Origin of the sequence: Microbacterium sp. I2 (genome assembly GCF_051364985.1) — a bacterium.
Taxonomy (GTDB): Bacteria; Actinomycetota; Actinomycetes; order Actinomycetales; family Microbacteriaceae; genus Microbacterium.
Map to the genome: position 1 here is coordinate 1 of NZ_JBLWIH010000015.1, position 5,648 is coordinate 5,648.

Consider the following 5,648-nt stretch of genomic DNA (forward strand, 5'->3'; position numbering starts at 1 on the left):
ACGCCGGGAATCAGCGGGCGGCGCCGGCGAGAGTGCCCGTGAGCTTGGCCCCGGAGGGGTCCCACGCGATGCACAGCACCTCGCGGTCACCGCTGGCCCACGATCCCTCAGTCGGGTACAGCGGCCAATAGTCGAGCACCGACTCCTCGTACGCCAGGCCGATGAAGTTCGCGAACTCGGGGATGCAGGTGGCATCGGCGTCGGCCTTCACGGCCTCTTCGCCGGGGTATTCGCCCTCGGCGAGGTCGTACGCGTAGTAAACCTCGTCGTCATGCGGATCGGCGCACGGGACGACCGGGATGCTGGTCACCTCGTCGACCGATCCCATGTCGGCAGTGGCGAGGCAGTCGCCGACCTGGATCGCGAAGACGTCGGCGTTGTCGTTGGCCTCGGTCACTTCGTCGGTCTGAGCATCGCGGACCGGCTCCGAGGCCGGGACGAGCTGGTCGACGAGGGAGCAGCCGCTCAAGGCGGCCGCGGTGGCGAGGACGAGGCCTGCCAGGGCCAGACGCGCGCGGTTGTGTGTCATGGGAATCGATCCCCCCGGATCTGTCGATGTCCCACCCCCACGGCGGGCTCCAGCCGCCAAGTCTGGCGGAGATTCGGTCCGCGTGCCAACTCGCCCTCGTCGCCCGCTCAGCGGGCGCGCGGATGCGACGTGGCGTACACGTCCCGCAGCGCGTCCACCGAGACGTAGGTGTAGATCTGCGTCGTGGCGACCGAGGCGTGGCCGAGCAGTTCCTGCACGACCCGCACGTCGGCGCCGCCCTGCAGCAGGTGGGTCGCGAACGAGTGCCGAAGGGTGTGCGGCGAGACGTGCGCGCTCAGTTGCGCGCGCTCCGCAGCCGAGTGGATGACGAGCCACGCGCTCTGCCGCGACAGCGGCGCACCGCGCGCGCCGAGGAACAGCTTGGGCGTCGCACGTCCGCGACGCGACAACTCGGGCCGCGCACGCGTCAGATACGCATCCAGTGCCGCCCGCGCGTACGATCCGACGGGCACGATGCGCTCCTTCGCCCCCTTGCCCCGCACCCGGAGCACATCGCCGTGAGCGACGTCGTCGACGTCGAGCTGCACGATCTCGGAGACGCGAGCCCCGGTGGCGTAGAGCAGCTCGAGCAGTGCACGATCGCGCAGGCCGGTGAGTTCCCCCGGTGCGGCGTCCTGCGGAAGCGGGCCTGACGCGTCGAGCAGCTTCTCGACCTGATCGATCGTGAGCGCCTTCGGCAGCCGGCGCGGCTGTTTCGGGGGGCGCAGCTTCGTCGACGGGTCGGTGTTCTCGACCCCCTCACGCGCGAGGAAGCGGTGCAGACCTCGCACCGAGGACTGCAGCCGTGCGAGGGACGAGGACGCCATCGGCGGCTGTGCCGCGGCCCGATCCGCGATGAAGCTTCCGACGAGCGTTGACGTCACCTCGGAGGTGTCGGCCACGCCTTGTTCGCCGAGCCATGTCAGGTACCCCGAGAGATCCCGACGGTACGCGGCGACCGTGTTGTCGGACAGCCCGCGCTCGATCGTGATGTGCCGCAGGTACGAGTCGACTGCACGCTCAAGCCGCATGACCGAGCTCCCCCGCGCGCCCCATGTCAGCCGCTCGCGGTCTCCGCTCGCGCGACGCGAAGCCGTTCCGCGGCGGCGAGCGCCCCGACCGTCATGATCCCGTTGCGCAGCCTGCCCGCGAGGATCCCCGCGACCACCTCGTCGAGCGCGACCCACTCGAGGACGATGTCGGCCTCTTCATCTTCGCGTGCATGCACGGCACCGGCCGGCGAGAGCCCCCGCGCGAGGAACAGGTGCACGACCTCGTCGTTGCCACCCGGCGTCGTGAAGATGCTCACGAGCGGCTCCCACTCGGCCGCCTCGAGGTCTGCCTCCTCCGCGAGCTCGCGTCGGGCGGTCTCGAGCGGCGATTCGCCGTCGACGTCGAGGAGGCCCGCGGGGATCTCCCAATCCCGGTGACGGATCGGATGCCGGTACTGCTGGATCAGCAGCATCCGGTCGTCCTCATCGAGCGCCACGACCGCGGCCGCACCCGGATGGTCGACGTACTGGCGGACGATCGTGCCGTCGCCGTACGCGACGGTGTCGCGGCGGACGTCCCACACCCGACCCTCGTAGACGAGATCGCTCGAGATCACCATCGCCTCGAGCGGCTCGTCGGCCGGCCACGCGCCGGCCTGTGCTCCGGGCGTCGTCACGCGACGGGCTCCCGGGCAGCCTCGAAGGGCTCGTCATCGAACAGCTCGCTGGCCCGGTGCCGTTCGAGGGCGGCGCCCACGAGCCCGCGGAACAGCGGGTTGGCGTCGGTCGGACGCGAACGCAGCTCGGGGTGGGCCTGAGTGGCGATGTAGTACGGGTGTACGTCGCGCGGCAGCTCGACGTACTCGACGAGATTGAGATCGGGATTCACACCCGAGAAGACCAGCCCGGCAGCCGCGATCTGATCGCGGTAGCGGTTGTTCACCTCGTACCGGTGCCGGTGACGCTCGGACGCCGTGGTCGAGCCGTACACCTCCGCGGCGATCGATCCTTCGGCGAGGTCGGCGGGGTACAGTCCCAGCCGCATGGTGCCGCCGAGGTCGCCGTGATCGAGGATGTCGACCTGCTCCTCCATCGTGGCGATCACAGGGTGCTCGGTGTCGGGGTCGAACTCGCTCGATGATGCGTCCTGGATGCCGGCGACATGACGGGCGTACTCGATGACGATGCACTGCAGGCCCAGGCAGATGCCGAGCGTGGGGATCCCCTGCTCGCGCGCGAACTTCAGCGCGCCGATCTTGCCCTCGATCCCGCGGATGCCGAAGCCGCCCGGGATGACGATGCCGTCAAGCGGTGCGAGCGCCCGCTCGGCGCCTTCGGGCGTCTCGCACTCGTCAGACGGGATCCAGCGGATGTTGACGTGGGTCTCCTGAGCGAACCCGCCGGCCTTCAGCGCCTCGGTGACCGAGAGGTAGGCGTCGGGAAGATCGATGTACTTGCCGACGAGGCCGATCGTGACCTCGTGCTTCGGGTTGTGCACGGCCTGCAGGACGCGCTCCCACCGCGACCAGTCGACGTCGGCGGCCTTCGCGAGGCCGAGCGCGCGAACGATGTACTCGTCGAGCCCCTGCTCGTTGAGCATCGAGGGGATGTCGTAGATGCTCGGCACGTCGACGGCGTTGACCACGGCGCCCTCGTCGACGTCGCACATGAGCGCGATCTTGCGCTTGTTCGCCTCGGTGACGGGGCGGTCGCTGCGCAGCACCAGCGCATCGGGCTGGATGCCGATGGAACGCAGCGTCGCGACGGAGTGCTGCGTCGGCTTGGTCTTCTGCTCGCCCGAGGCGCCCATGAACGGCACGAGCGAAACGTGGACGAAGAACACGTTCTGCCTGCCGAGTTCGTGACGGATCTGCCGCGCGGACTCGATGAACGGCTGCGACTCGATGTCGCCGACGGTTCCGCCGATCTCGGTGATGATCACGTCCGGCCGCGGATCCTCGGTGGCCTGCAGCCGCATGCGGCGCTTGATCTCGTCGGTGATGTGCGGGATCACCTGCACGGTGTCGCCGAGGTACTCGCCACGGCGCTCCTTGGCGATCACCTGCGAGTAGATCTGGCCCGTGGTGACGTTGGCCGCCTGGTTCAGCTCGATGTCGAGGAAGCGCTCGTAATGCCCGATGTCGAGGTCGGTCTCGGCGCCGTCGTCGGTGACGAAGACCTCACCGTGCTGGAACGGGTTCATGGTGCCGGGATCGACGTTGAGATACGGGTCGAGCTTCTGCATCACGACGTGCAAGCCGCGGGCTGTCAGAAGGTTGCCCAGGCTGGCGGCGGTCAGGCCCTTGCCCAAAGAGGAAACGACACCACCGGTCACGAAGATGTGTTTGGTGGTGTCGTTCGAAGTGTCACCGCGGGAAGAACCAGAAGTCTGCATCACGGGCTTTTATCCTATCAGTCGACTTCGGTCCGAAGGCTGAGCAACTCACGTGCGTGGGTCAGCGCGGCGTCGGAGTCGGGCATGCCCGAGAGCAGGCGGGCCATCTCGGCCTCGCGCTGCGCACCCTCGAGCCGGCGGACGTCGGATGCCGTCACCGAGCCGTCGCCTGCCTTCACGACGCTGAGGTGGTTGGTCGCGAACGCGGCGACCTGGGCCAGGTGGGTCACGGCGATCACCTGAGAGGACTGCGCCAACCGCGCCAGCCGGCGCCCGACCTCGATCGCGGCGGCCCCGCCGATGCCGGCGTCGACCTCGTCGAAGACGAAGGTGGGGACGGGATCGACGGCGGCGATCACGACCTCGATCGCCAGCATCACGCGACTGAGCTCGCCGCCGCTCGCTCCTTTCGAGACGGCGCGGGGCTCCGCTCCGGGGTGCGGGGCCAGCAGGATGGCGACGTCGTCCCTGCCGTTCGCCGACTCCGATCCCCGGGCGACCGACACCTCCAGGCGGGCATCGGGCATCGCCAGGGCGCGCAGCTCGTTAGTGACGGCGGCTCCCAGACGCTCGGCCGCCTCGGTGCGGGCGGCGGTCAGTACCGCTGCCGCACCGTCGAGAGCGGATGCCGCGGCATCCCGCTCCTCGGTGAGACGCTCGATCCGCCCGGAGTCGTCGTCGAGCTCGGCCAGACGTGAGGAGCCGACGTCGAGCAGCGCGATCGCGGCTTCGAGAGTGCCGTGGGTGCGCACCAGGCCGGCCAGGACCGAGCGACGCTCCTCGACGGCGGCCAGTTCATGCGGTCCGGACTCGTCGAGGTCTGCCAGGTACCCCGCGAGCGCGGCCGCCACGTCGGCGGCACGGTAGCCGAGGTCGGCGACCTGCCCCGAGAGCTCCTCGAGGACCGGATCGTGCACGCGCTCGAGGGCTCGGCGCGCCTCCGCGAGCAGGGAGGCGGCATCCGGGCCGTCCCCCTCCCCCGACAGCGCCTCGTGCGCAGAGGCGGCGGCGATGCGCAGCTCTTCGGCGTTCGCGAGGCGCTCCGCGCGCGTGGCGAGGTCGGCGTCTTCGCCCGGCTGGGGTGCCGCCTGCTCGATCTCGGCGAGCTGGGCGCGCAGTTCGTCAGCTTCGGCCGCGCGGGCGTCACGGTCCGTCGTCAGCTGCGAGAGCTCGCGATCGAGGGCTCGCCATCGCTCGTACGCGCGCCGGTACTCGTCGCGGGCTGTGCGGACCGCCTCGCCGCCGAACCGGTCCAGAGCGTCGCGCTGGGCGGCGGCGGAGCGAAGGCGCAACTGATCGGACTGACCGTGGACGACCACGAGCTCGTCGGCGAGGTCGGCGAGCACACCGGCCGGCGCGGCGCGGCCGCCGACCGAGGCGCGCCCGCGCCCCTCGCTCGAGATCGAGCGTCCGACGAAGAGCTCGGCGCGCCCGTCGCCGAGAGGCTCGACATCGCCGCCCGCCTCACGGACCCGCTCGGCCACCGCGCCGTCTTCGGGCACGATCCATACTCCGTCGACGGTCGCCTGTGCCGCCCCGGCGCGCACCGCGCCGGAGTCCGCGCGCTGGCCGAGCAGCAGCCCGAGCCCGGTCACGACCATCGTCTTTCCGGCGCCCGTCTCGCCCGTGATGGCGGTGAAGCCGGGGCCGATCGGCAGGGTCGCCTCGGCGATCACACCCAGATCCCGCAGGCGCATCTCTTCGATCACAGGGAGAGCTCCGCGCTCGCCTG

5 protein-coding genes are annotated in these 5,648 nt (G+C 70.4%); all 5 read right to left on the bottom strand.

Going from position 1 to position 5,648, the window contains the following annotated elements:
- Nucleotides 1-10: 10 nt before the first annotated feature.
- The 5 genes from ACLKM7_RS13010 to recN all read right to left on the bottom strand — a co-directional run bounded on the left by ACLKM7_RS13010 (nt 11) and on the right by recN (nt 5,625).
- Complete coding sequence (locus ACLKM7_RS13010; RefSeq protein WP_436447585.1) at nt 11-529, bottom strand: septum formation family protein; 519 nt, start codon at nt 527-529, stop codon at nt 11-13.
- Between the two features lie 107 nt (nt 530-636).
- A complete protein-coding gene (gene xerD / locus ACLKM7_RS13015; protein WP_436447586.1) occupies nt 637-1,560 on the bottom strand; it encodes a site-specific tyrosine recombinase XerD in 924 nt (307 codons plus the stop codon).
- Nucleotides 1,561-1,586: 26 nt separating this feature from the next.
- Nucleotides 1,587-2,198, bottom strand: coding sequence for an NUDIX domain-containing protein (locus tag ACLKM7_RS13020; protein ID WP_436447587.1), 612 nt, complete (start codon nt 2,196-2,198; stop codon nt 1,587-1,589).
- The gene (locus ACLKM7_RS13025; protein WP_436447588.1) at nt 2,195-3,916 is read right to left on the bottom strand and encodes a CTP synthase; all 1,722 of its coding nucleotides are present in this window, start codon (nt 3,914-3,916) and stop codon (nt 2,195-2,197) included. Before ACLKM7_RS13025 ends, ACLKM7_RS13020 begins: the two co-directional genes overlap by 4 nt.
- Nucleotides 3,917-3,933: 17 nt before the next feature.
- Nucleotides 3,934-5,625, bottom strand: coding sequence for a DNA repair protein RecN (gene recN, locus ACLKM7_RS13030; protein WP_436447589.1), 1,692 nt, complete (start codon nt 5,623-5,625; stop codon nt 3,934-3,936).
- Nucleotides 5,626-5,648: the final 23 nt, after the last annotated feature.

What these genes read in the sequence shown, in the direction of transcription:
- ACLKM7_RS13010 (WP_436447585.1), bottom strand. Translation starts at nt 529, where the DNA reads ATGACACACAACCGCGCGCGTCTGGCCCTGGCAGGCCTCGTCCTCGCC.
- xerD (WP_436447586.1), bottom strand. Translation starts at nt 1,560, where the DNA reads ATGCGGCTTGAGCGTGCAGTCGACTCGTACCTGCGGCACATCACGATC.
- ACLKM7_RS13025 (WP_436447588.1), bottom strand. Translation starts at nt 3,916, where the DNA reads ATGCAGACTTCTGGTTCTTCCCGCGGTGACACTTCGAACGACACCACC.